The sequence below is a fragment of the Pseudomonas sp. HT11 genome (assembly GCF_044875395.1).
Classification (GTDB): Bacteria; Pseudomonadota; Gammaproteobacteria; order Pseudomonadales; family Pseudomonadaceae; genus Aquipseudomonas.
This window is the reverse complement of record NZ_CP173217.1, coordinates 3,912,261-3,934,153: the sequence shown is the minus strand read 5'-3', so window position 1 is coordinate 3,934,153 and position 21,893 is coordinate 3,912,261. Positions and strand designations below refer to the sequence as shown.

General features: G+C 60.9%; 17 protein-coding genes. 9 read left to right on the top strand and 8 right to left on the bottom strand.

The features are described 5' to 3' along the window. Nucleotides 1–107 precede the first annotated feature (107 nt). From lon to ABWL43_RS18000, 3 genes are all read left to right on the top strand, one after another. Entirely contained in the window at nt 108–2,504 is a 2,397-nt protein-coding gene (lon, locus tag ABWL43_RS18010; protein ID WP_119739770.1) for an endopeptidase La, read from the top strand. Between the two features lie 148 nt (nt 2,505–2,652). Further along, a complete protein-coding gene (locus ABWL43_RS18005) occupies nt 2,653–2,925 on the top strand; it encodes an HU family DNA-binding protein (RefSeq protein WP_003174819.1) in 273 nt (90 codons plus the stop codon). A gap of 232 nt (nt 2,926–3,157) precedes the next feature. Continuing rightward, the gene (locus tag ABWL43_RS18000) at nt 3,158–5,032 is read left to right on the top strand and encodes a SurA N-terminal domain-containing protein (RefSeq protein ID WP_145163929.1); all 1,875 of its coding nucleotides are present in this window, start codon (nt 3,158–3,160) and stop codon (nt 5,030–5,032) included. A 48-nt stretch (nt 5,033–5,080) separates the two neighbouring features. Here the strand turns inward: ABWL43_RS18000 and ABWL43_RS17995 are convergent, their stop codons facing one another. Next, the gene (locus tag ABWL43_RS17995) at nt 5,081–6,259 is read right to left on the bottom strand and encodes an MFS transporter (protein WP_404483411.1); all 1,179 of its coding nucleotides are present in this window, start codon (nt 6,257–6,259) and stop codon (nt 5,081–5,083) included. A gap of 117 nt (nt 6,260–6,376) precedes the next feature. Here ABWL43_RS17995 and ABWL43_RS17990 point away from each other — a divergent pair, with 117 nt between their 5' ends. Then, a complete protein-coding gene (locus ABWL43_RS17990) occupies nt 6,377–7,276 on the top strand; it encodes a LysR family transcriptional regulator (RefSeq protein ID WP_404483409.1) in 900 nt (299 codons plus the stop codon). Between the two features lie 89 nt (nt 7,277–7,365). Continuing rightward, entirely contained in the window at nt 7,366–8,172 is an 807-nt protein-coding gene (locus ABWL43_RS17985; RefSeq protein ID WP_404483407.1) for a DUF2242 domain-containing protein, read from the top strand. A 1-nt stretch (nt 8,173) separates the two neighbouring features. Here ABWL43_RS17985 and aceE read toward each other — a convergent pair whose 3' ends face one another. Next, complete coding sequence (gene aceE / locus ABWL43_RS17980) at nt 8,174–10,834, bottom strand: pyruvate dehydrogenase (acetyl-transferring), homodimeric type (protein ID WP_404483405.1); 2,661 nt, start codon at nt 10,832–10,834, stop codon at nt 8,174–8,176. Between the two features lie 145 nt (nt 10,835–10,979). Here aceE and ABWL43_RS17975 point away from each other — a divergent pair, with 145 nt between their 5' ends. Further along, nucleotides 10,980–11,450, top strand: a complete 471-nt coding sequence (locus ABWL43_RS17975; RefSeq protein ID WP_404483403.1) for a MarR family winged helix-turn-helix transcriptional regulator — start codon at nt 10,980–10,982, stop codon at nt 11,448–11,450. 66 nt (nt 11,451–11,516) lie between these two features. Here ABWL43_RS17975 and ABWL43_RS17970 read toward each other — a convergent pair whose 3' ends face one another. The 3 genes from ABWL43_RS17970 to ABWL43_RS17960 all read right to left on the bottom strand — a co-directional run bounded on the left by ABWL43_RS17970 (nt 11,517) and on the right by ABWL43_RS17960 (nt 15,014). Next, a complete protein-coding gene (locus tag ABWL43_RS17970) occupies nt 11,517–12,518 on the bottom strand; it encodes a transketolase-like TK C-terminal-containing protein (RefSeq protein WP_404483401.1) in 1,002 nt (333 codons plus the stop codon). A 326-nt stretch (nt 12,519–12,844) separates the two neighbouring features. Next, on the bottom strand, nt 12,845–13,879 hold the full coding sequence (locus ABWL43_RS17965) for an AraC family transcriptional regulator (RefSeq protein WP_404483400.1): 1,035 nt from the start codon (nt 13,877–13,879) through the stop codon (nt 12,845–12,847). Nucleotides 13,880–13,883: 4 nt separating this feature from the next. Further along, the gene (locus ABWL43_RS17960) at nt 13,884–15,014 is read right to left on the bottom strand and encodes a carbon-nitrogen hydrolase family protein (RefSeq protein ID WP_242199333.1); all 1,131 of its coding nucleotides are present in this window, start codon (nt 15,012–15,014) and stop codon (nt 13,884–13,886) included. 212 nt (nt 15,015–15,226) lie between these two features. Here ABWL43_RS17960 and ABWL43_RS17955 point away from each other — a divergent pair, with 212 nt between their 5' ends. Both ABWL43_RS17955 and ABWL43_RS17950 read left to right on the top strand, forming a co-directional pair. Next, nucleotides 15,227–17,266, top strand: coding sequence for an FAD-dependent oxidoreductase (locus ABWL43_RS17955; protein WP_404483398.1), 2,040 nt, complete (start codon nt 15,227–15,229; stop codon nt 17,264–17,266). A 57-nt stretch (nt 17,267–17,323) separates the two neighbouring features. Continuing rightward, on the top strand, nt 17,324–18,211 hold the full coding sequence (locus ABWL43_RS17950) for a 1-aminocyclopropane-1-carboxylate deaminase/D-cysteine desulfhydrase (protein ID WP_404483396.1): 888 nt from the start codon (nt 17,324–17,326) through the stop codon (nt 18,209–18,211). Between the two features lie 4 nt (nt 18,212–18,215). Here the strand turns inward: ABWL43_RS17950 and ABWL43_RS17945 are convergent, their stop codons facing one another. The 3 genes from ABWL43_RS17945 to ABWL43_RS17935 all read right to left on the bottom strand — a co-directional run bounded on the left by ABWL43_RS17945 (nt 18,216) and on the right by ABWL43_RS17935 (nt 20,855). Further along, entirely contained in the window at nt 18,216–18,776 is a 561-nt protein-coding gene (locus ABWL43_RS17945; RefSeq protein ID WP_242199336.1) for a cytochrome b, read from the bottom strand. 113 nt (nt 18,777–18,889) lie between these two features. After that, nucleotides 18,890–19,717 (bottom strand): phosphonoacetaldehyde hydrolase, encoded by an 828-nt coding sequence (gene phnX / locus ABWL43_RS17940; RefSeq protein WP_404483394.1) that lies wholly within the window; start codon nt 19,715–19,717, stop codon nt 18,890–18,892. Between the two features lie 28 nt (nt 19,718–19,745). After that, the gene (locus ABWL43_RS17935) at nt 19,746–20,855 is read right to left on the bottom strand and encodes a 2-aminoethylphosphonate--pyruvate transaminase (RefSeq protein ID WP_404483392.1); all 1,110 of its coding nucleotides are present in this window, start codon (nt 20,853–20,855) and stop codon (nt 19,746–19,748) included. A 112-nt stretch (nt 20,856–20,967) separates the two neighbouring features. On the opposite strand from ABWL43_RS17935, the gene ABWL43_RS17930 reads away from it, so the two are divergent. Beyond that, the gene (locus tag ABWL43_RS17930; RefSeq protein WP_404483390.1) at nt 20,968–21,825 is read left to right on the top strand and encodes a LysR substrate-binding domain-containing protein; all 858 of its coding nucleotides are present in this window, start codon (nt 20,968–20,970) and stop codon (nt 21,823–21,825) included. The last annotated feature ends 68 nt before the right edge of the window (nt 21,826–21,893 follow it).

The window sequence follows — 21,893 nt, the reverse complement described above, 5'->3', positions numbered from 1 at the left end:
TTCGCGTTTATTCATGCGTTTAACTGCTGGCATTGAGCTTGTTTTTTTTGCATGCAGCCCCCATCTTGTTTTCAAGCTTACTTTTCAACTGTCATAGAGGCGAAATCATGAAGACAACCATCGAATTGCCTCTCCTGCCGTTGCGTGATGTCGTCGTCTATCCGCACATGGTTATCCCGCTGTTCGTGGGGCGCGAGAAGTCTATCGAAGCCCTCGAGGCCGCGATGACGGGCGACAAGCAGATCCTGCTGTTGGCCCAGAAAAATCCTGCTGATGATGATCCAGGCGAAGACGCCCTGTATCGCGTCGGTACCGTTGCTACCGTCCTGCAATTGCTCAAGCTGCCCGATGGCACCGTCAAGGTGCTGGTGGAAGGTGAGCAACGTGGCGCGGTCGAGCGTTTCATGGAGGTGGACGGCCACCTGCGCGCCGAAGTGGCGCTGATCGACGAAGTCGAAGCCCCTGAGCGTGAATCTGAAGTGTTTGTGCGCAGCCTGCTCTCGCAGTTCGAGCAGTATGTGCAGTTGGGCAAAAAAGTCCCGGCTGAAGTCCTGTCCTCTCTCAACAGCATTGATGAGCCAAGCCGCCTGGTCGATACCATGGCCGCGCACATGGCGCTGAAAATCGAGCAGAAGCAAGACATCCTCGAAATTATCGACTTGCCGGCTCGTGTCGAGCACGTACTGGCGCTGCTGGATGGCGAGATCGACCTGCTGCAGGTTGAAAAACGCATCCGCGGTCGCGTGAAAAAACAGATGGAGCGCAGCCAGCGCGAGTACTACCTGAATGAGCAGATGAAGGCCATTCAGAAAGAACTCGGTGACAGCGAGGACGGCCACAATGAAATCGAAGAGCTGAAAAAGCGCATCGATGCTGCCGGCCTGCCAAAAGACGCGCTGACCAAGGCCACTGCTGAGCTGAACAAGCTCAAGCAAATGTCGCCAATGTCCGCCGAAGCCACCGTGGTGCGTTCCTACATCGACTGGCTGGTACAGGTGCCGTGGAAGGCTCAGACCAAAGTGCGTCTGGACTTGGCGCGCGCTGAAGACATCCTCGACGCCGACCACTACGGCCTCGAAGAGGTCAAAGAACGCATCCTCGAATACCTCGCCGTGCAAAAGCGCGTGAAGAAAATTCGTGGTCCGGTGTTGTGCCTGGTGGGGCCTCCGGGGGTCGGTAAAACGTCCCTGGCTGAGTCCATCGCCAACGCTACCAACCGCAAATTCGTGCGCATGGCCCTCGGTGGTGTGCGTGATGAAGCGGAAATTCGTGGCCATCGCCGTACTTACATCGGTTCGATGCCAGGAAGATTGATTCAAAAGATGACAAAGGTGGGCGTGCGCAACCCGCTGTTCCTGCTCGATGAAATCGACAAAATGGGCAGCGACATGCGCGGCGATCCAGCCTCTGCATTGCTCGAAGTGCTCGACCCCGAGCAGAACCACAATTTCAACGACCATTACTTGGAAGTCGACTACGACCTGTCCGATGTAATGTTCCTGTGCACCTCCAACTCCATGAATATTCCGCCAGCGCTGCTGGACCGGATGGAGGTGATTCGTCTGCCGGGTTACACCGAAGACGAGAAGATCAATATCGCCGTCAAATACCTCGCGCCTAAACAGATTTCAGCCAACGGCTTGAAAAAAGGCGAGATCGAGTTTGAGGTCGAAGCGATTCGCGACATCGTGCGTTATTACACGCGCGAGGCGGGTGTACGGGGCCTTGAGCGCCAGATTGCGAAGATTTGCCGCAAGGCGGTCAAAGAACACGCGCTGGAAAAACGCTTCTCTGTGAAGGTTGTCGCCGACTCCCTTGAACACTTCCTGGGTGTGAAGAAATTCCGTTACGGCCTGGCCGAGCAGCAAGACCAGGTAGGGCAGGTGACCGGCCTGGCGTGGACTCAGGTGGGTGGCGAATTGCTGACCATCGAAGCCGCTGTGATTCCGGGCAAAGGCCAGTTGATCAAGACCGGTTCGCTGGGTGATGTGATGGTCGAATCCATCACTGCCGCACAGACCGTGGTGCGCAGCCGCGCCAAGAGCCTGGGGATTCCCCTGGACTTCCACGAGAAGCACGACACCCACATCCATATGCCGGAAGGGGCGACGCCCAAAGACGGTCCTAGCGCTGGCGTAGGCATGTGCACGGCACTGGTATCGGCGTTGACCGGCATACCTGTGCGAGCCGATGTGGCAATGACAGGGGAAATTACCCTGCGTGGTCAGGTATTGGCCATTGGTGGTCTGAAAGAGAAATTGCTCGCTGCACACCGCGGTGGTATCAAGACGGTGATCATTCCTGAAGAGAATGTTCGCGACTTGAAGGAAATTCCGGACAACATCAAGCAGGATCTTCAGATTAAACCGGTTAAATGGATTGACGAGGTCCTGCAAATTGCGCTGCAATACGCGCCGGAGCCCTTGCCGGATGTGGCTCCGGAGATAGTCTCGAAGGATGAAAAACGCGAGTCTGATTCCAAGGAAAGAATTAGCACGCATTAATGCGATTAAGCCGGGTGGCTTCCTTGACAGCTTTTTAGAGCCCTTGTTATAAAGCGGCTCTTAAGTGTCTGTAGGCCATTCAGCACTGGTTTTTGCTTTCACCAAAAAACTTAGAATCATACTCAATAGATATATAAGGGGACTTAGAGTGAACAAGTCGGAACTGATTGATGCTATCGCCGCATCCGCTGATATCCCGAAAGCTGCTGCTGGCCGTGCGCTGGACGCAGTAATCGAATCCGTCACTGGCGCTCTGAAGGCCGGCGACTCTGTAGTACTGGTAGGCTTCGGTACTTTTTCTGTGACCGACCGCCCAGCTCGCACTGGCCGTAACCCACAGACTGGCAAAGCACTGCAAATCGCTGCTGCCAAGAAACCAGGTTTCAAAGCCGGTAAAGCCCTGAAAGAAGCCGTTAACTAAGCTTCGCTCAAGCCTTACCTACCCGGGTCAGACGCAGGTCTGGCCTGGCAGCGGAGCGGCAGCTGACCCAAGTATCCATCGGGTCGCCAGGGCTTGGGGTGTTGGTTCAAACCCCCGTCCGCTCCGCCAGTTACGAGAAGGCGCATCCTCGGATGCGCCTTTCTTCTATCCGGACTCTACCCACGCTCCACGGTTGCCTAATTTTTGAAGATCAACCGTTTCTGGGGGACGCATGCTGCAAAATATCAGGGACAATTCACAAGGCTGGATTGCCAAGACCATTATCGGGATCATCGTCGCATTGATGGCGTTCACCGGTATCGAGGCCATTTTCCAGGCTTCGACCAACAACAAGCAGGACGTGGCCAAGGTCAACGGTGAAGAGATCACCCAAACCGAATTGAGCCAGGCCGTCGACATGCAACGTCGCCAGCTGATGCAACAGCTGGGCAAGGATTTCGATGCTTCCCTGCTGGACGAAAAACTGCTGCGCGATGCGGCCCTCAAGGGTCTGATCGATCGCAAACTGCTGCTGCAAGGTGCTGCCGATTCCAAGTTCGGCTTCTCTGAAGCGGCGCTTGACCAAGTGATCCTGCAGACGCCGGAATTCCAGGTGGACGGCCAGTTCAACGCCGAACGCTTTGACCAGGTGATCCGTCAACTGGGCTACAGCCGTCTGCAATTCCGTCAGATGCTGACCCAGGAAATGCTGATCGGCCAGGTTCGCGCAGGTCTCGCCGGCAGCGGCTTTGTCACCGACGCCGAAGTGCTGGCATTCGCCCGTCTGGAAAAACAGACCCGCGACTTCGCCACCGTCAACATCAAGGCCGATCCTACGGCGGTGAAGCTCACCGACGATGAGGTCAAGGCTTACTACGACCAGCACGCCAAAGAGTTCATGACCCCGGACCAGGTGGTTATCGACTACCTGGAATTGAAGAAGTCTTCGTTCTTCGACCAGGTCACTGTCAAGGACGATGAGCTGCAGGCTGCCTATCAGAAAGAAACCGCCAACCTCGCTGAACAGCGTCGTGCCGCGCACATCCTGATTGAAGTCAACGACAAGACAACCGACGCGCAAGCCAAGGCCAAGATCGAAGAAATCCAGGCACGCCTGGCCAAGGGTGAGAAGTTCGACGCCCTGGCCAAGGAGTTCTCCCAGGACCCAGGTTCGGCCGCCAATGGCGGTGACCTCGGCTTCGCGGGCCCTGGCGTCTACGATCCGGACTTCGAAACTGCCCTGTACGCCTTGAACAAGGACCAGGTGTCAGCGCCGGTACGCACCACCTTCGGTTGGCACCTGATCAAGCTGTTGGGCGTTGAAGCACCGCAAGTGCCATCGTTCGCCAGCCTGAAAGACAAGCTGACGCGCGAGCTCAAAACTCAGCAGGTTGAGCAGCGTTTTGTCGAGGCTACCAAGCAATTGGAAGATGCGGCATTCGAGGCCTCCGACCTGGCTCAGCCGGCGTCTGACCTGAAGCTGACCGTGCACACCTCGGCGCCGTTTGGCCGTGAAGGTGGCGAAGGTGTTGCCGCCAACCGTGCGGTGGTCACTGCTGCATTCAGCCCGGAAGTGCTGGATGAAGGTGCCAACAGCACCGCCATTGAGCTGGACCCGGAAACCATCATTGTGCTGCGGGCCAAAGAGCATCTGAAGCCTACGCAATTGCCACTGGAAAGCGTCTCTGCCGCTATCCGTGCGCAGATGACCAAGGAGCGCGCCAGCGCGGCTGCCAAGGCTCATGCTGACGAGTTGATCGCCAGCCTGCGTGATGGCAAAACTGCGCTGAACCAGCCGATCGACGGCCAGGCCTGGAAAGTCACTGAAGCGGCTACCCGTAGCCAGGAAGCGATCGACCCGGCCGTGCTGCAAGCCCTGTTCCGCATGCCCAAGCCTGCAAGCAAGGACAAGCCGACCTTCACTACCGTGACCCTGGCGGACGGTAGCCTGGTGATCGTGCGCTTGAACGGCGTCAACGAAGCCGCTGCGCCTACGGACGAAGAAAAGGCGCAATACCGCCGCTTCCTCGCTTCCCGTATTGGCCAGCAAGACTTTGCTGCCTACCGCAAGCAGTTGGAAACCAAGGCTGACATCAAGAAATTCTGATGTCGGTTTGAAGTAAAAAGCCCCCGCTCTGAAAGGACCGGGGGCTTTTTATTGGCTGCTCTTCAGACTGGCGATCACAGCCAATAGCATCAGCAGCACAACCGCCCACGCGAAGGTGCCGACGCCCCAGCCTTGAAGTAATACGCCACCGACCAACCCACCGCCGGCAATCCCAAGGTTCCATACAGTGACCAGCATCGACTGCGCTGCATCCGCCGATGCACCGGCCGCCTTGGCCAGTGCGGTTTGCAGCAACGCTGGCAGGCCGCCGAACGCCAGGCCCCATAACGCCACGGCACCGTAGACAACCACTGGCGACTCGATCCAGAACGCCAGCGCCAGGGCGATCAAGCCAAACAGCGTACAGCTGGCCACGAGCAACACCCGCAACCATCGATCAATCAGTACGCCCGCCAGCCAAATGCTCAGCAGCGCGGCAAGGCCAAATACCAGCAGCACACGATCAATCTCGGCGGCGATTCCGGCGGGCCCCAGCAGGGGCGCCACGTAGGTATAGAGCATGTTGTGGGCCAGCACGTAGGTAAAGGTCACCCACAGCACCGGACGGATGCCTGGCAAATTCAGGACCTGGCGCAGCCCCAGACGTTTTCCCGCAGGTTCGCCTGCAAAATCCGGCAGCTGCCAGCGCGCCCAAATCAGCAGCAACAGCGTCAGCCCGGTCATGATTGCGAAACTCAAACGCCAGCCAACGGTGGTGCCCAGGAACGTGCCCGCCGGCACACCCAGAGACAATGCGAGGGGAGCGCCGAGCATCGCCACGGCAATCGCCCGCCCTTGCAGGTGCGGCGCAACCATGCGGCTGGCATATCCCGCCAGCAGCGCCCAGAGCAGCCCGGCGAAAACACCGGCGAAGAAACGTGCCACCAGGGTCACCCCGTAATGGCTGGAAAACGCTGTCACGCTGTTGACCAAGGCAAAGCCTCCGATCGCAATCAGCAGCAATGGCCGTCGACGCCAGCCTCGGGTCAGCAGCGTGAGAGGAATGGCTGCGAGCAATGAGCCGAGGGCATACAGGGTGACCAACTGGCCCACCAGTGCCGGCGAGACGCCCAGGCCGTCGCTCATCTGCGGCAGGAGCCCGGCGGGCATTGCCTCGGTGAGGATGGTGATAAACCCGGCCGAAGCCAACGCCAGCAAGCCACCCAGTGGCAGGGCCTGACGTTGGTTGGCGGGGGCCGAATCGGTTATTGCAGGGCTGTTGCTCATCGCACGCTATCCATGAAAAAAGGCCAGGAAGCAGGGTAGGGGGCTGTGAGCTGCGGAAAAACAGGCTAAGGTTCCGAACTTATCGGACACCTACGTCCGCAATTGGTAGGTAAGCCCATGGACAGCTTGAGCAGTCTTTCGGTATTCGTGCACGTCGCGGAAACCCGCAGCTTCACCGCCGCGGGCCGCGTGCTTGGCGTGTCTTCCTCGGCGGTGGGCAAAAGCATCGCACGCACCGAGGAGCGCCTGGGTGTGCGCCTGTTTCACCGCAGTACGCGCAGCATCACCTTGACCAGCGAGGGGGCGTTGTTTCTCGAGCGTTCGCGACGGATTCTCGCCGAAGTCGAGGCCGCGGAGCAGGAACTGACCGAGGCCACCCTCACGCCGCGCGGCAAGTTGCGGATCAGCGTGCCGCAGGTGCGTGGGCTGTTGATGCCGGTGCTCAGCGATTTCATGCGTGCGTACCCGGACATCGAACTGGATGTGGATTTTTCAGACCGCATGGTGGATGTGATCGAAGAAGGCTTCGATGCGGTGATTCGTACAGGCCGGCCGGAAGATTCGCGCTTGATGGCGCGTCATCTGGGGCACTACCGTCTGGTGCTGGTGGGGACGCCAGCCTATTTCGAGCAACATGGCACCCCGCAGCAGCCCCGGGACTTGAGCGGCCACGCTTGCCTGCGCCACAAATTCTGCGCCACCGGCAAATTGGAGCCATGGCCATTACGTCCTGTGCCAGGCGCTGCAGAACCTGTTTTGCGCACACCGTTGGTCAGCACGACCATTGAATCGCTCAACCATGTGGTGCACGAAGGCTTGGGCATCGCTTGCCTGCCGGATTACATGGTCAGGGAGGCGGTGCAGCAAGGGCATTTGCAGCGGGTGCTGGATGACTTTCTCGAGCACCGCGGCAGCTTCTGGATGTTATGGCCAGCAAGTCGCCATGCTTCAGCCAAACTGCGTGTGTTTATCGACCATATGGGCGCCGGGCTTTTTCCTGCAGGCACCGTCCTGTAGGCCTGTGACGTTTTACCGACAGGAATGCGCGCGCCAGGACCCCGTTCTGTTGCACAATACCGCCCGGACTGTTTTCCTCAGGATTTTCGATGTCGACATCATTTCACTTGCGTAGCCTCGGGTTGGCGCTGGTGCTGGCGGGCGCCGCGGGCTGCTCGTCACCCAAGACCGCTATTTATGAACATGAGAATTTCGACGACTCCGGTACATTCTCCCGTGATTACCCGGTCAGCGATGTGGCGGCCTGCGAAGCGGCGCGTCGTGCCCTGCTGAGCCAGGGCTACATCATCACCAGCAGCGATCCGAAGCTGGTCGTGGGTAACAAGAGCTTTCAGCAGACCGGCGAGACGCACCTGCAGATCAGCTTCAACGTGGTGTGTGCCGATGACGGCAAAGGCAATAACCACTCGACGATGTTTGCCAACGCCTTGCAGGATCGCTATGCGCTGAAGAAGGTCAACAACTCCGCAAGCCTCGGTGTGGGTGTGTTGGGCTCGGTGTCGATGCCGATCGGCTCCACCGATGACTCGATGGTCAAGGTGGCAAGCGAGACGGTCTCGGCGCCCAAGTTCTACGACCGTTATTTCGCGCTGGTGGATGTATTCCTGCCGCAGGAAGTGAAGAAGGCCGAGCATATTCCCGAGAAGCCCAAGGCTGACCTCGGTGTGCCGGAACCCAAGGCGGCGCCGGTAGCCGAGAAGGTCGAGGCACCGAAGGAAGAACCGGCAGCGCCAGCTGCTTCGCAAACGGTGACGCCGCCTGCCGAGACGGCACCGATTGCACCCAAGGAAGAGCCAGCCTCAACCCCGGCAAGCGAGCCGGCGCCGGCGCCGACCAATCCGAGCCTGCCGGCGCCAACAGAGGCGATTCCGCCGCTGCCCACGCCCGCGCAGTAACTCAGACTGCTACGGGATCCGCCTTGTCGACGTTGATCCCGTAGCGGCTGATGGCCTGAGTGATGGTGTCCCGGCCGATCACGCCGTCATCGGCCAGTGCCTTCAAGGCCGCCAGCACGATAAAGTGCCGGTCGACTTCGAAAAACTCACGCAAGGTTTCGCGGGTGTCCGATTGCCCGAACCCATCGGTGCCCAGCGCTACAAAGCGACGGCCGTGGACGAAGGGGCGAACCTGATCGGCGAATAATTTCATGTAGTCCGTGGCCACTACCACCGGCCCGGTTTGCCCGGCGAGGCATTCCTCAACGTAACTCGCGTGTGGCTCGCTTTCCGGGTGCAACAGGTTCCAGCGCTGCGCCGCGTGCCCGTCACGGCGCAGCTCGGTCAGGCTGGTGACGCTCCACACGTTGCTGTGCACGGCGAAGTCCTTTTCGAGCAAGTCGGCCGCGGCGATCACTTCACGCAAAATTGACCCGCTGCCCATCAATTGCACCTGCGCTTGCGGGTGGCTGCTCAGTGGATACATGCCCTTGAGAATCCCGTGCTCCACGCCATCGGGCATGGCCGGGTGTGGGTAGTTCTCGTTGAGCAGGGTGATGTAGTAGTAAATGTCCTCTTGCTCGACGTACATGCGCCGCATACCTTCGCGAATGATCACCGCCAGCTCGTAGGCAAACGTCGGGTCATACGACACGCAGCACGGGATCACCGACGACAGGATATGGCTGTGGCCGTCGTCATGCTGCAAGCCTTCGCCCATCAACGTGGTGCGCCCCGCCGTGGCCCCCAGCAGGAACCCGCGCGCCCGCGCATCGCCCGCCGCCCAGGCCAGGTCGCCGACGCGCTGGAAGCCGAACATCGAATAGAAAATGTAGAACGGCACGGTCATCAGGCCGTGGTTGCTGTAGGACGTACTGGCCGCGATCCACGAGGAAATGGCGCCGGATTCGTTCAGGCCTTCCTGCATGATCTGTCCGTCCTTGCTCTCCTTGTAGTAGCTCAGTTGCCCGGCATCCTGTGGGGTGTAAAGCTGACCCACCGCTGAATGGATGCCGATCTGACGGAACAGGCTTTCCATGCCGAAGGTGCGCGATTCATCCGGCACGATTGGCACGATCAGCTTGCCCAGGTGCGGGTCCTTGAGCAGCGTGCCAAGGATGCGCACAAAGGCCATGGTGGTGGAAATGGCGCGCTCGCCCGTGTCTTTGAGTTGGGTCGCAAATGCGCTCAGTTCGGGGATTTGCAATGACTCGATGGCACTGTGGCGCGCGGGCACATAGCCGCCCAAGGCCTGGCGACGCGCGGCGAAGTAGCGGGCTTCTTCGCTGTCGGCAGCGGGCTTGAGGTAGGGGATGTCGTCAAGCTGGTCATCCGCCACTTCCAGGCCGAAGCGGTCGCGGAAGGCTTTTACCGCCTCGGCGCCCATTTTCTTCAGCTGGTGGTTGATGTTCTGGCCTTCGCCGGCTTCACCCATGCCGAAGCCCTTGACGGTTTTGGCCAGGATCACCGTCGGTTGACCCTGGTGGCGTACGGCAGCCGCATACGCGTTGTAGACCTTGTCCGGGTCGTGGCCACCGCGTGAGAGTTTCCAGATTTCGTCGTCGGACATGTCCGCAACCAGTGCCAGCAACTCGGGGTATTTACCGAAGAAATGCTCGCGCACATAGGCACCGTTCTGCGATTTGTAATTCTGATAATCGCCGTCCACGCATTCCATCATGCGCTGGCGCAGCAGGCCGCTCTGATCCTTTTCCAGCAGCGCGTCCCAGCCACCGCCCCAGATTACCTTGATCACATTCCAACCGGCGGCGCGGTACAGGCTTTCGAATTCCTGAATCACTTTGGCATTGCCGCGCACCGGGCCATCCAGGCGTTGCAGGTTGCAGTTGACCACGAAGATCAGGTTGTCGAGTTTCTCGCGGCCGGCGAGGGAGATGGCGGCGAGGGATTCCGGCTGGTCCATTTCGCCATCACCGAGGAAGGCCCAGACCTTGCGGCCCTGGTGTTGCTTGAGGTTGCGAAATTCCAGGTAACGCATGAATCGCGCCTGGTAGGCCGCAGTGATCGGCCCGAGCCCCATGGACACGGTGGGGAATTGCCAGAAGTCCGGCATCAAGCGCGGGTGGGGGTAGGACGATAAACCTTCGCCACCGGCCTCGCGGCGGAAGTTATCCAACTGCGCTTCGCTGATGCGCCCCTCCAGATATGCGCGGCCATAGATGCCAGGAGAGGAGTGGCCCTGGATGTACACCAAATCGCCATCGAACGTGTCGGTACGCCCACGGAAGAAGTGGTCAAAGCCTACGTCGTACAGCACAGCAGCTGACGCATAAGTCGCGATATGCCCACCCACACCGGAATGTTTGCCGGCGCGCAAGACCATGGCCATGGCGTTCCAGCGGATAAACGCGTTGGTGCGACGCTCGATGGCCAGGTTGCCGGGGTAGGGCAACTGGCGGTCGACGGGAATGGTGTTGACGTAGGGGGTGGTCACCCGCCCGTAGAAGTCACCATGGCGCGCTACGTCGAAATCCAGCAACTGATCTATCAGGTAATGGGCGCGCGGGCGGCCTTCGGTGGAGAGCACCGATTCGATGGACTCCAGCCACTCGCGGGTTTCCTGTGGATCGTCGTCCAGTCTTATAGCGTTATTGGGGGTCATGTGAAACTCCAGGGTAGGCGGATTTGAAGCAGCGAGCTCCTTGTAGGAGTGGCGCCAATGTAGTTGCAATTGCAACGACATGCCTGAATCTAGCGCGGGATGAGCTACTATTGCAACCTTCTTGAAATTCCCCGGATGGTGTTGCATGTCGTCGAATGAGCCTGATGTATGGTTCCGTTTTGTCAGGGCCCACAGGACGGTCATCCGTGAAATCGAGCGTCGGCTGGCTGAGGCGGGCCTGCCGCCGTACGCCTGGTATGACGCGCTGTGGGGCCTGGAAAGCGGCCCCGAGGGCACTCGCCGTATGCACGAACTGGCCGATGTGCTGGCGATCGAGCGCTACAACCTGACGCGCCTGGTGGACCGTCTGGAAAAGGACGGCCTGGTGGTGCGTTCGCGTTCAGACGGCGACGGCCGAGCGGCGTTTGCCTCGATCACCGACGCGGGTCGGGTGTTGCGCAAAAAAATGTGGACGATCTACGAAAGCACCGTCGACGAGTTGTTCCTGTCGCAAATCGAGCCGGAGCAGCGCCAGTTGTTTGCCGATACGCTGGAGCGTACGGCGGAGTTGGCAGTGGAGGCGGGTGTGCAAACCCGTAACCGACGCAAGATCTGAGACGCGGTGCAGATCCAATGTGGGAGCGGGCTTGCCCGCTCCCACATTTTTTATCGCGTTTCCCATTCATTTAAGTGGATAGCGTTTCATCGCTATTTCCACCTGTTGTGCGTCAATACGCCCTTCATCCGCCAACGCCCTCAACGCACACACCACGATCCAGAAACGACTCGGCGCAGCGGCCTGCACCGAGCCTGCGCCCAACGCCACAAAACGCGCGTCAACATACGGCGCCAACTGATCGACAATCGGCTGCGGATAACCGGTGACGGCGATGACCGGCGTTGTATCCCCGGCCAGGCAATCACGCAAATGGCAGCTCTGCTGGGGCGCCATGGGGTGCAGCCGATTCCAGCGCGCAGCGGCCGCAGCCTCGCGGGCCAGTCGCGTGTAGCTGGGGCAGCTCCACAGCTGCGCCGTGATGCTCCAGTCCTGTTCAAGCAACTGTGCAGCATGAGCGACTTCCACCAGCGCCCGACCTGCGCCGAGCAATCGCACATCCCCTTGGCGACGTCGGATCGGGTACATGCCCTTGAGCGCATCCTCACGGTCTTGCGCATCCAACGTCACGGCGGTCTCTTGATCATGCAGCGCCAGGTAATAAAAGCCCGGCTTGCCGTCCACATACAGCGCGCGTAACCCCGCCAGCACAATCGCGCGGGCTTCCTCACCCGAGGCCGGATCATACGGTGTGCAACGCGGGTGGTTTGCCAGCCACAGCGGCAGGGAGGGTTGCGCGCCCTTGGGCCAGGGCGAAGGCTGGTTCTCGATGTCGTTGCACAGGATGCCGTGCTGCGCGGTCTCACCCGACAACGCACACAGCTGCGCCGACGACGCCGCACTGTGCAGGTACAGCAGTGGTTTTTCGCCGGTATTACGCGCGAACCAGCTGGGCCAGCTACCCACACGCCGGCTGCGTGACTGGCCGCGAATCACCCAGGCGTGCCGGCTGAATTCCAGGGTATTGGCCATGGTCATCACCGTGTACAGCGGCGAACTGCGCGATGGTTCGGCGGCGTTCAGTGCGTCAATACACAGCTGCGCGGCGTTAGCGGTAGAGGCGGGCATGGGTTGAAGCTCCAGGCAACAGAGGTTCGTACCCTAATGGAAATCTGGTTGCATTTGCAATGATTGCAATCGCACGTCAAATGTCGAGCGCTAAATCAACCCAGCGCTGCTACGTTTAATCAGGATGTGCAGGAACGTCATGGCGCAGACATTTTTTCGTCATCACGGCACTTTAGGCTGGCTGTGCGGGTCATTTATTGGCAGCCGCTTTAAACCCACAAGGAGTCCACCATGGACGATTACCAAGAAGAACTGCTGGAGTACCACGCGTTTGAATTGGATCCGCTGGATCCGGTCGATGACGCCACCGAGCTGTAATACCGACTTCAGGCGGAATGCCGCTGACTGCGGCGAAATTCCCCTGGAGTCTGGTTGTTCCACCGCCTGAACGCCCGTTGAAAGGCTTGGGCCGAAGCAAAACCGAGCAAGTAGGCGATTTCGCCGAACGCCAGTTCCGTGTCACGAATGTAGGTCATGGCCAGATCGCGACGGGTGTCGTTGAGAATCGCGCGAAACTGTGTGCCTTCTTCGGCCAGTTTGCGGCGCAGGGTCCAGGTGGGCAGCTTCAAGCGTGCCGCCACTTCTTCCAGGTCGGGTTCCCGGCCGCCATTGAGCATCGGCCCCAGCAAACGGGTAATGCGCTCGCGCAGGCTGCGGGTGCGCGTCAACTGCTCCAGCTCTGCTTCACACAACTTCAACAACAACTGCCAGGTACTCGGGCAATGCTGCGGGTTGCGCATCGCCAGGGTTTGCTGGCTCAGGCGCAGTTGATTGGCGTCGGCGCCAAATTGCACCGGGCCGTCACCCAGCATGGCGTACTGGTCACAATACGGGGGCGCTTCAAATTCGATGTCGATGCGCTGCGCCTGCACCGGTTGTTGGGCCAGGCTGGACAATTGCTGCAGCCAGCCGGCGATGATCGAATCCACCACAAAGCGGTTGTAGGCGTTGTAGGGGCTGATGGAATAGAACCTCAGCCACGCCCCTTCGGCATCTTCGTGAAAACTCGACTGCCCGCGATAGTTGGAGCCGTACAGCGCCTCGAACCGGGTCAATGTGCGCGCGGCTTCACGCACGTTGGGCGCTTGCGCGGCGGTGACGCCTGCCAGGCCCGCCTGACTCAGGCGGCTGAGCTGGCCCATGCGCAAGCCCAGGCCCGGGTCGCCGGTCAGTTGGATGGCCGCATGGCCCAGGCGCATGTAACGCGGGATCGACAGACGCGCACCGGCTTCGGCGAGGCGCGCGGCGTCCAGGCCGTATTGCAGCAGCAGCGGTTGCGGGTCCAGGCCGTGGCTTTGAATGGCGTCCGCCAGGGTGTGCACGAAGCCCACCGACAGATCCCCGAGGCGCACCGGCTTCAAGGCGCTACAACCAGATGTTCAGCAGACGTGCGCCACGGGCGCCGCTGTCGGCGTTGACTCGCCCGTTGCTGCTGAGAAAGCTGTGCCCGGCAGTGCCCAAGTCCCAGAACTGTCCACGCAAGAACACGCTCATGCCGGCGCTTGCCTGGCTGATCGGCTGTTGGCTGATCAGGGTCAAACGGTGCCAGGCTTCGCCTTCGCTGAGTTCCTCGGGCTTGAGGCTGATTTCGGGTGGTGTCGACACACTTTTAAACCCGCGCCATGGGCGATCCCATGTGTCGCGGCCAGTCACAAATGCCGGCACGGCGACCAACTGCGCGCCTTGCTCGTTGAGTTTGCGGTAGTTGTCCGGGTACCAGCTGTCGCTGCCGATCAGGATGCCCAGGCGCCCGGCCGGGGTGTCGACCACGTTGACGATATTTTCATCGCCCGGTTGGATAAAACCGCGCTCATCGTAGATGGGGTAGAACTGGCGCTGTGGCTGGCCCACTGGCAAACCGTCGGCACCGAACACCAGGCTGGCGTTGTACAGCGGACCATGGCCGACATGCAGTTGGCCTTGTTCGACACTCGGGTTGGGCAGGGTGATGGAGCCGGCCACCAGCGTGACGCCAAACTCTTTGGCCAGGCCGCCGAACAACAGCTGATAGTCGCGCGCCATGGCGGAGGCTTTCATACGCAGGTAGGCGTCATCCATGCGGTTATCGCCGGTGGCGCTGATCCATGCGCGCGCAAACTGCAGAGGGTTGCTGGCCGACAGCCAGTTCATCGCGTCTTTTAAATGGACCGCCTGGTACAACTCGTTTTTTTCGCCGCTGAGCATCAGCCAGGTGCCGATATGTTCGGGCAGGACCACGATGGTCTTTTGATTGATCAGCCCCTGATCACGGGCCTTTTGCAGGTACGCCGCGAGCTTCAGGTGCAGGCGTTCCAGGCTCTGGTAATCGGCGGGGAACAACTCCGGCTGAATGCCCAGCAAGTTGCCACGATCGGCAGGCTCGCCTTCATTGACGGCCAGGGAAATGCGCAGGTCCGACAGGTAATGCGCCACAGGGCGCTCCTGGGTCCAGACCAGATACGCGGCGACGGCGGCAACCAGGGCCATGACGAGGGTGAACGCTAGAAGTTTACGCATGGGGCAACAGACAACAGACCGTGTGCAGGGTTCGCCGACTAGGGTAGGGCTCAGGCACCTGCTTGCCAAGGGGCGCTGTGCATTTGGATCAATAACTTGTCAGTTTCAGTCATTGAGCGGCAGTCCATCGCCTCTTAGTCTGTGGGGCATAAACCGATGGCAGGCCATTCGAGCCTGCCACGTCCCGTGATGATCCGTTGTGGAGCTGTACCATGACCGCTGCTGCCTACCCGCACCTGCTGGCCCCGTTGGACCTGGGTTTTACCACCTTGCGCAATCGCACCCTGATGGGCTCGATGCACACAGGCCTTGAAGAAAAGCCAGGTGGTTTCGAGCGCATGGCCGCCTACTTTGCCGAGCGCGCCCGTGGCGGTGTCGGCCTGATGGTCACTGGCGGGATTGGCCCGAACGACGAGGGCGGCGTGTATGCCGGTGCGGCCAAGCTGACCACTGACGAGGAGGCCCAGAAGCACAAAATCGTGACCCAGGCCGTGCACGAAGCGGGCGGCAAGATCTGCATGCAGATCCTTCACGCCGGGCGGTATGCCTACAGCCCCAAGCAAGTCGCACCGAGCGCGATCCAGGCGCCGATCAACCCGTTCAAGCCCAGGGAACTGGACGAAGAAGGCATCGAAAAGCAGATCCAGGATTTCGTCACCTGCTCGCTGCTGGCCCAGGTCGCCGAATACGACGGTGTGGAAATCATGGGGTCCGAAGGCTACTTCATTAACCAGTTCCTGGCCGCCCACACCAACCACCGCACCGACCGTTGGGGTGGCAGCTACGAAAACCGCATGCGCCTGGCGGTGGACATCGTTCGCCGCGTGCGTGAAGCCGTGGGCCCGAACTTCATTATTATCTTCCGCCTGTCGATGCTCGACCTGGTCGAAGGCGGCAGCAGCTGGGAAGAAATCGTGCAGCTGGCCAAGGCCATCGAGCAGGCGGGTGCGACCCTTATCAACACCGGTATCGGCTGGCACGAAGCGCGTATCCCGACCATCGCCACCAAAGTGCCGCGTGGCGCGTTCAGCAAAGTCACCGCCAAGCTGCGCGGTGCGGTGCAGATTCCGCTGATCACCACCAACCGTATCAATACGCCGGACATTGCCGAGCAGATCCTCGCCGAAGGTGATGCCGACATGGTCTCGATGGCGCGGCCATTTTTGGCTGACCCGGAGTTCGTCAACAAGGCGGCGGCCGGCCGCGCCGATGAAATCAACACCTGCATCGGCTGCAACCAGGCCTGCCTGGACCACACCTTTGGCGGCAAGCTGACCACCTGCCTGGTCAACCCGCGCGCCTGCTACGAAACCGAGCTCAACTACCTGCCGGTCAAGCAGATCAAGAAAATCGCCGTGGTCGGCGCCGGTCCTGCAGGCCTGGCAGCGGCTACCGTGGCGGCGGAGCGCGGCCATCAAGTGACCTTGTTCGATTCCGCCAGCGAAATCGGCGGCCAGTTCAATATTGCCAAGCGCGTGCCGGGCAAAGAGGAGTTCTTTGAAACCCTGCGCTACTTCAAGCGCAAATTGCAGACCACCCACGTCGAGGTGTGCCTCAACACCCGTGTGGATGTCGCGCAACTGGCGGCGGGCGGGTATGACGAGATCATCCTCGCCACCGGCATTGCGCCGCGCACCCCGGCCATCCCGGGTATCGACAACGCCAAGGTGCTGAGTTACCTGGACGTGATTCTTGAGCGCAAGCCGGTGGGCAAGCGCGTGGCGGTGATCGGCGCTGGCGGGATCGGCTTTGACGTCTCTGAATTTCTGGTGCACGCCGGCGTGTCCACCAGCCTGGACCGCGAAGCGTTCTGGAAGGAGTGGGGCATCGACACGCAGCTGCAAGCCCGTGGCGGCGTGGCCGGCATCAAGCCGGCGCCGCATGCGCCGGCGCGTGAAGTGTTCCTGCTGCAACGCAAAACCTCCAAGGTCGGCGACGGCCTGGGCAAGACTACCGGCTGGATCCACCGCACAGGCCTGAAGAACAAGCGGGTGCAGATGCTCAACAGCGTCGAATACCTGAGCATCGATGACCAGGGTCTGCATATCCGCATCGGCGCCGAAGGCGAGCCGCAGCTGCTGGCGGTGGACAACATCGTCATCTGCGCCGGGCAAGACCCGCTGCGCGAGCTGCAGGACGGCCTGGTCGCCGCAGGCCAGAACGTGCACCTGATCGGCGGCGCCGACGTGGCGGCCGAGCTGGATGCCAAGCGCGCCATCAATCAGGGCTCGCGCCTCGCTGCCGAGCTGTAAGACGAAAAAAGGGGCGGTGTTAGACTACCGCCCCTTTTTCTATTCAGATGCCTCCCGATGGGCCCTTTCGACTGGCTTCCCCACGCGCCCCTTGAACTGTTGCAGCTGGACTGGCTGAACGGCGTCGAGGTAGCCGTGCTGCGCCTGGACCGCATCGACCCGCTGATCAGCGGCAACAAATGGTTCAAGCTCACCCAGCACCTGGCCGATGCCCAGGCGGCCGGAGCCCGCGGAGTCATCAGCCTCGGCGGCGCGCACTCCAACCACCTGCACGCACTGGCGGCGGCCGGCAAACGCTTCGGTTTCCCGACCGTAGGCCTGTTGCGCGGCCATCCTCAAGACACACCCACTGTGCTCGACCTGAAAGCCTTCGGCATGCAGCTGCATTGGCTCGGTTACGGCGGCTATCGCGCGCGGCACGCGGCGGATTTCTGGTTGCCGTGGCACGCACAATACCCGCAACTTTACCCCGTGCCGGAAGGCGGCGGTGGAATCGCCGGTGCCTTGGGCTGCGCGGTATTGGTCGATCAAGTGCGCGCGCAATTGAACACCCTGGGCTGGGCCGACTACGACGCGTGGTGGTTGGCGGCGGGTACCGGTACGACGCTGGCCGGGTTGACGTTGGCCGAGGCGGGCGCGCGCACGGTCTATGGCGCAATGGCGGTGCCGGACGACCACGGCGTCGCTCAAAACGTGCAGGCTATCGTGCAGCAAGGGTATGAATTAGTGGACGCAAGCCGAGGCGGTTTCGCCAAGGTCGATCCGTTGTTGCTTGAATTCATGCACGCCACGGAACAGGCCAGTGGTGTGCCGCTGGAGCCGCTTTACACCGCCAAGGCCTTGTTGGCGCTCAAGCAGCAGATCGAGGCCGGGCGTTTTCCTCCCGGCACTCGTCTGATCTTCGTGCATACCGGCGGCCTGCAAGGCCGACGAGGGTTTGCGTAGAGGCTTAGCCGCCGGTTTTGACTCGACCGGGCATCATCCGCAGCGCCGTGTTGTCGCGCAGGATGTAGTGGTGAATGATCCCCGCCAATGCATGCAGCCCGATCAGCCAGTAGCCGACCTTGCCGAACAGCACATGCCAGTGCTCAATCTCTTTGGCCAGAGCCTTGTTTTCAGCGATCAACGGCGGCAGCTCAATGCCATAGAACATCACCGAATGCCCCTCGGCACTGACAATCAGCCAGCCGGCGATCGGCATGCCGATCATCAACGCATACAGCGCAACGTGCATCAGCGTGGCCAACAGGCTTTGCCATTGCGGGGGGGCCGGCACGATTTTCGGCGCAACGCCCAGGCTGCGCGCGAACAGGCGCAGCCACACCAGCACGAACACGGTGAGGCCAAACATAAAGTGCATTTCGACGATCAACGTACGCGCGCCACTGCCTTTGGGAAACTGGCCGCGTAACTCTATGCAGGCGTAAACCACCGCCAGTAGCACCACCATCAACCAGTGCAGCGCAATCGACATGGTGCTGTAGCGTGTATCGGAGTTTTTCCACGGCATCGCTGTGTTCCTCACTCATCAGGGCAAACCTCCGTTCTTGGTGACGGAGTCCTTTAACTGTATGCCGGTTTTGAGCGCTTTGCCTGGCGTAAATGCCGTTGTTTTGACCTCAATCAGTGGCTTTGCGGCATTTCACCGCGCGCCAGGCGCTGATTGATATCGGTGATCACTGCAGGCAGGTCGTTGATAGTGTCGATCAGGTAGTGCGGGCGCGAGCCTTCAAAGAGTTTCTCGATGCGTTTGCGCTCGCTGTTCAGGGTGGCGGCGTCCAGGTTTCGAAATTGCTCATATGTCAGGCCCAGGGCGTTGCCGGAGCAGGTCAGCGCCACTGTCCACATGCCGGCGCGGCGGCCTTCGAGGATGCCCGGCACGGTGTCATCGACCTTTACGCAAGCCGCCACATCATCGATGCCCAGCGCGATCACGTTGGCCAGTGCCTGGGCCGGCCATGGGCGGCCGTTGGGCACTTCGTCGGTGGCGACCACGTGATCGGCGAAGTAGCCATTGGTGGCGGCCAGGGCGACGACTTTGTCCATGACTTGCTTGGGGTAGCCGGAGCAGGAACCGATCTTGATGCCTTGCACACGCAGCCGCGCAATGGTGTCGAGGGCGCCGGGAATCAGCGCCGAGTGTTCGGCTATCTTCTCGATCTGCAATGGCATGAAGCGCTGGTAGATGGCGGTCACGTCATCATCCGTCGGCGTACGGCCGAACGCCTTGCGGTAACGCTCGGCCACCTGCGGCTGGTCGCAAAGGGTGCGGATATGGTCCCACTTGCCCATGCCCATCGGGCCACGGGCCTCTTCGATGGAGACTTGCACATCGAATTCGGCGAAGGCTTCGACAAAGATCTGGGTGGGGGCGAACGAGCCGAAGTCGACCACGGTGCCGGCCCAGTCGAGGACAACGGCCTGGAGGGTGTTGGGGTTTTGATAGTTCATGGTTCAAATCCTGTGGGTAATGGGGCAATCAGACGTCCAGCACTTCCATTTCTTGCAGCACCTGCGCGATCGCCTTGACCGCTGCGCGCATGCCGGCCGCATCGACGTGGCCGATACAGCCCACGCGGAAGGTTTCCACTTGGGTCAGTTTGCCGGGGTAAAGGATGAAACCCTTGGCCTTGACCCGTTCGTAGAAGTCCTTGAACTGGTAACGCGGGTCTTTTGGCGCATGAAAGGTGACGATGATCGGCGCCTGGATCGCTGCCGGCAGGAAGCTGCGCAGGCCCACTTCGGCCATGCCGTCCAGCAGCGCCTGACAGTTGCGTGCGTAGCGTTGGTGACGCGCCGGCAGGCCACCCTCTTCGTGGTATTGCAGCAGCGCTTCGTGCAGGGCGGCGACCACGTGCGTTGGCGGGGTGAAGCGCCATTGCCCGGTCTTGGCCATGTAGCGGTGCTGGTCGAACAGGTCCATCGCCAGGGAGTGGCAGTTGCCTTGGGCGGCGGCCAGCGACTGTTTGTCGGCAAACACGAAACCCATGCCCGGCACACCTTCCAGGCATTTGCCCGAGGCGGCGATCAGCGCGTCGAACGGCACTTCGCGAGCGTCAATTGGCAACGCACCGAAGGAACTCATGGCGTCGATGATCAAGCGCTTGCCGTGGCTTTTCACCACCTCGGCGATCTGCCGCAGCGGGTTGAGAATGCCGGTGCTGGTCTCGCAGTGGATCAGCGCCACGTGGGTAATGGCCGGGTCGGCGAGCAGCAGACGGCTCACATCGGCTGCAGTGGTCGGTTCATCCTCAGCGGTTTCAAAGGTGCTGAAATCGCGGCCGAGCACTTCGCAGATCTTCGCCAGGCGCTTGCCGTAGGCGCCGTTGATCAACACCAGCACCTTGCCATTGCGCGGCACCAGGGTGCCGATGGCGGCTTCGACGGCAAAGGTGCCGCTGCCTTGCAGGGGCACGCAGTGATGACTGTCGGCAGCGTTGAGAATCGCCAGCAACTGCTCGCAGACGCTGGCGGTGAGTTGGTTGAATCGCTGGTCCCATGAACCCCAATCCACCAGCATGGCCTGACGCGTACGCACGGACGTGGTCAGCGGGCCGGGTGTGAGCAGAATGGGCGTGGCGGTGGTCATCTCAAGTCCTCGCAAGTCTCGGGGGTTGAATCTACGGCGCCTAAATTGCAGTTTGGCTTGTTATCAATCAAATTGTTTGTTGTTATGCGAGCTATCAGTGAGGCCGATAGCTATGAACTTGTTCCAACTGCGTGCATTCGATGCCGTAGCCCGCGAGGGCAGTTTCACCCGGGCCGCGGCGCGGCTGTTCATCAGCCAGCCGGCGGTGACCGGGCACATCAAGGCTCTGGAGGAGCACTATCAGATCCCGTTGTTACGGCGTACGGCGCGGCGGGTGGAGTTGACCGAGGAGGGCACGCGCCTGGCGGCGATCACCCGCGCGATCTTCGGCCTGGTGGACGAGGCCCAGACCCTGCTGGAAGCCAACCGTCAGTTGCTCACCGGGCGCCTGGAGGTGGCGGCCGACGGCCCGCATCTGGTGATGCCGATGATCGCCAGGTTACGTGCGCGCTACCCGGGCATCACCGTCAACCTGCGCTTGGGCAATGCTCAGGAAACCCTGGCGGCGCTGTTGTCCGAACATGCGGATGTGGCGGTGCTCACCGAGGTGGAACCGCGCAATGGCCTGCACCTGCAAGCCCTGAACGAATCGCGCATCTGCGCCTTGGTGCCGGCAGGGCATCCGTGGCTGGCCGACCCGGCGGGCATTCGCCTGGAGCAATTGCACGAAGTGATCATGGTGCTTCGCGAGCCCGGCTCGATTACCCGGCGCACCTTCGACAGCGCGTGCGCCGGCGCCGCTGTGCAGCCCAAAGTCTTGCTCGAACTGGACAGCCGTGAGGCGGTGACCGAAGCCGTCGCCGCTGAACTGGGCGTGGGGGTCGTGTCGTCAATGGAGGTCAGCCGCGATCCGCGCGTGCATGCCATTCCTTTGCAGGGCGACGGGCTGGTCAACCGGCACATGCTCGGTTGCATGCAGCGACGCCGCTCACTGCGCCTGATCCAGGCGTTTTTCGAGTTGGCGTGTTGACGGTTTTTTGCTGGAACGAATTTTTTTTGCCCTATAAACTCTGCCCCCAAAGCGCCGGCCAGTAGACG